General features: G+C 38.0%; 3 protein-coding genes. 1 reads left to right on the forward strand and 2 read right to left on the reverse strand.

Going from position 1 to position 3538, the window contains the following annotated elements; all coding sequences use genetic code 11:
* Both WAM07_RS18525 and WAM07_RS18530 read right to left on the reverse strand, forming a co-directional pair.
* Positions 1-740: Gfo/Idh/MocA family protein (locus WAM07_RS18525; protein ID WP_422168865.1), on the reverse strand; the 740-nt coding region annotated here is incomplete at its 3' end.
* A complete protein-coding gene (locus tag WAM07_RS18530) occupies positions 722-1846 on the reverse strand; it encodes a DegT/DnrJ/EryC1/StrS family aminotransferase (RefSeq protein ID WP_422168866.1) in 1125 nt (374 codons plus the stop codon). The genes WAM07_RS18530 and WAM07_RS18525, both read right to left, overlap by 19 nt.
* Positions 1847-2046: 200 nt before the next feature.
* Here WAM07_RS18530 and WAM07_RS18535 point away from each other — a divergent pair, with 200 nt between their 5' ends.
* Positions 2047-3345, forward strand: coding sequence for a nucleotide sugar dehydrogenase (locus WAM07_RS18535; RefSeq protein WP_422168867.1), 1299 nt, complete (start codon positions 2047-2049; stop codon positions 3343-3345).
* Positions 3346-3538: the final 193 nt, after the last annotated feature.

The raw sequence follows: 3538 nt of genomic DNA on the forward strand, positions 1-3538 counted from the left end.
CCCTGTGTGGCCGGCTTAGTAATTGTGTTTACCTCAATCATGCCCTTAGCCTTATTATTGAAATGGATAATACCTGTGGCAACATCCTCTATTTCCTTTAATTGATTGTTTCTTGCAACTTCTCCATAAACTGTATCTATATCTCCTAATAGCCACACGAGTAAATCAACTAAATGAATGCCCTGGTTGATGAGCATTCCGCCATCATGCTCCCAGCTTCCTCTCCAAGCAGCTGATTCATAATACTCTTGGGAACGATTGATTCTAGCAGAAACCGTCCCCATATATGGTTTTCCAAGAGTGCCTTTTTCCAATAGTTTTTTTAATTTCAAGAAAATAGGTCGATATCTTAGCTGATGACATACAAGCACTTTCTTTTGCTTTAAACGAGATAATTTTATTATTTCATCAGCATCCTGAATAGAAAGAGCCAATGGTTTTTCAACGATTACATGTTTACTTTCTTGTAAAGCTTGTTTGGCTATTTTGGCATGAAGGCTTGATATGACGGTGATTATAATTATATCTATTTCAGGGTCATGGATTAGGTCCTGATAATCTCCGTACTGTTTGAGGGAAGCGCTGCCCACAATATTTTCCTGATAAAAAGAGGCAGTTTCTTCCATTCTGCTTTTTTGCACGTCGCTGACGGCATGTAATTCTACACTGTCCAGCCTGATTATCGATGCTAAATGTTTTTTAGAAATATAGCCGCACCCGATTATTCCTGCCTTCCACATTGTAATAAACCCTCACTTTCACGTAACGCAGTAATGACCTCATCCTGATTCTCGGTACTAAGAAAAGGAAATAAAGGTATCGCAAAAAGTCTTTCTGAAAGCTGTTCAGCAATAGGAAAATCCCCCACTTTGTACCCTACGTGATGATATGCATCCTGAAGATGAAGGCAGCAAGGATAGTAAATCCCTGTTTGGATGTTTTTCTTATGCAAGCATTCAATGATTTGTTTTCGATTCTTAGATTCAATGCAATATAGATGATAGACATGCATACAGTTCTCGGCAGTCTTTGGCAGTTTCATATGTTTAATCCCTTGAAGCTTATAGTGGTAGCGTTCTCCTAAAGCGATTCTCTGTTTATTCCATTGGTCAATGTGGCGCAATCCCACCATCAATATGGCCGCATGCAGCTCATCCAACCGACTGTTATACCCAATGTGTTGATGATGGTATTTTTTAATGCTGCCATGTACCCTCAAGGAACGAATCTTTTGGGCCAATTGGGCATCAGATGTGCTAACCATCCCCCCGTCACCTAACGTGCCGAGGTTCTTTGTCGGAAAAAATGAAAAACAACCTGCGTCCCCTAAGCTACCTGCTGGTTTCCCTTTATACGTTGCACCATATGCCTGACAAGCGTCTTCAATTACAAGTAAGTCATGCTCACAAGCTATTCGATTGATTGCATCCATTTCGGCACACTGTCCAAACAGATGCACAGGAATAATGGCTTTCGTAGATGAAGTTATTTTTTCTTTGATTTTATTTGGACAAATCGTATATGTCTGAGGATCGACATCTGCGAATACAGGTTTTGCACCTACTCTGGAAATAGCTTCGGCTGTAGAAAAAAAAGTGAATGGAGTGGTGATGACTTCATCTCCCTCCCCTATGTCATAAGCGTCAAGAGTAAGTATTAATGCATCTGTACCATTGGCAACAGCAACTGCACTTCCCACCCCTAATTTTTCTGCAATCGTTTCCTCTAACTGATTTACTTTCGACCCTAATATATATTGACCGCTTCTCAGAACTTTTCTCATTTCATCCATTAACTCAGCTTCGATCACTTCGTACTGCTTTTTTAGACTAATTAACGGAATCATTGCAAAAACTCCCTTACCCATATTCAATCCATACTGTATTAATTTATTTTAAATCCGCCCAACTGTTCCGAATTATTTACAGAACATCCACGTGGATCCTGTAACCCCTTTGATTGGTTGGCATATAAAAAAAGTACATCAGGATTTATGAAGGGAATTAAAATATTTCATACGAGCATAAAAAGGAAGATAAAATTGATATGACTAAAAATATGATGAATACTGCGGATTCAAATCCAGTTATAGGGGTAGTAGGACTCGGCTATGTCGGTCTGCCTGTGGCGATAGGATTTTCTAAAGAATACAAGGTCATAGGATATGATATTAACGAAGCTAGAATCAGTTCTTTAAACCAGTTTTATGACTATACTCACGAGATTACTGAAACACAATTAAGAGAAGCACGTATTAAATTTACATCGAACGAAAAAGACCTGGGCATCTGTAACTTCATAATCGTGGCAGTTCCTACACCGATATCAGTCAATCATGAGCCGGATTTGACCTACTTAAAGAACGCCTCCACAATTTTAGGGAAAAACCTTGCCGCAGGGACAATTGTGGTATATGAATCGACCGTTTTTCCAGGAGCAACAGAGGAAGTGTGTCTCCCGATTCTTGAGAGAGAATCAGGTTTAGAAGCAGGATCTGACTTTTACGTAGGATATTCTCCAGAAAGAATAAATCCTGGAGATAAGGACCATACATTTCAAACAATTAATAAAATCGTAGCTGCTCAAGATAAAGAAACATTAGACACCATCCATTCGATATACCAACGTGTAATTACTGCCGAAGTGTATAAAGCTGCCTCGATTAAAGTTGCCGAAGCTTCTAAAATTATTGAAAATACACAAAGAGATATAAATATCGCATTTATGAATGAGATTTCAATAATATTCAATAAATTGGGAATCAATACGCATGAAGCCATTGAAGCAGCCTCCACAAAATGGAATTTCAATCCCTATTATCCAGGTCTCGTGGGGGGACACTGTATAGGAGTCGATCCCTACTATTTAATTCATAAATCGAAATCAGTCGGATATACTCCGAATTTTATTGAATCAGCAAGGGAAATAAATGATTACATGCCAGAATATATTGTAAAAACGATGTTGGAACAAATTACGATTCAAAAAAAGAATTTAAAAGACTTCACCATTACCGTTCTAGGAGTCACATTCAAACAAAACCTTCCTGATACCAGAAATTCTAAAGCTCTTGAAATAGTAGAGAAATTAAAGAATTTAGATTTACATGTCCAGGTGTGCGACCCTCATGTCGACCATAACCACTTTGAGGATGAGTTAAAAGATTTACACCAATTAGAAAAATCTGATGTATTGATTTTAGCCGTCCCTCATAAAATGTTCACCAGCCTTCCTGTAGGTACTTTTCAAAGTTTATTAAAGGATGGAAAAGGAATCATTATGGATATTAAAGGTGCCTTAACCAAAGATGAGCTTGGAGAGGACATTACCTTGTGGAATCTTTAAATAAAAAGAATCACGTCTGTTTAATTACCAAAGAGTATGGTATCAAAATCGACTGCTTCCAGAGTAACCGTAACTTCATGAAATAGTTTCAGAAACTAAAAAACCCGCAGAATATCCCTTTTTCCGCGGGTTTTTTAGTTATTAAGCTTATTGCCCTTTATTATATTGCTCCATATAGTCTCCATTTTTATCT

Origin of the sequence: Halobacillus sp. (genome assembly GCF_049282395.1) — a bacterium.
Taxonomy (GTDB): Bacteria; Bacillota; Bacilli; order Bacillales; family Halobacillaceae; genus Halobacillus.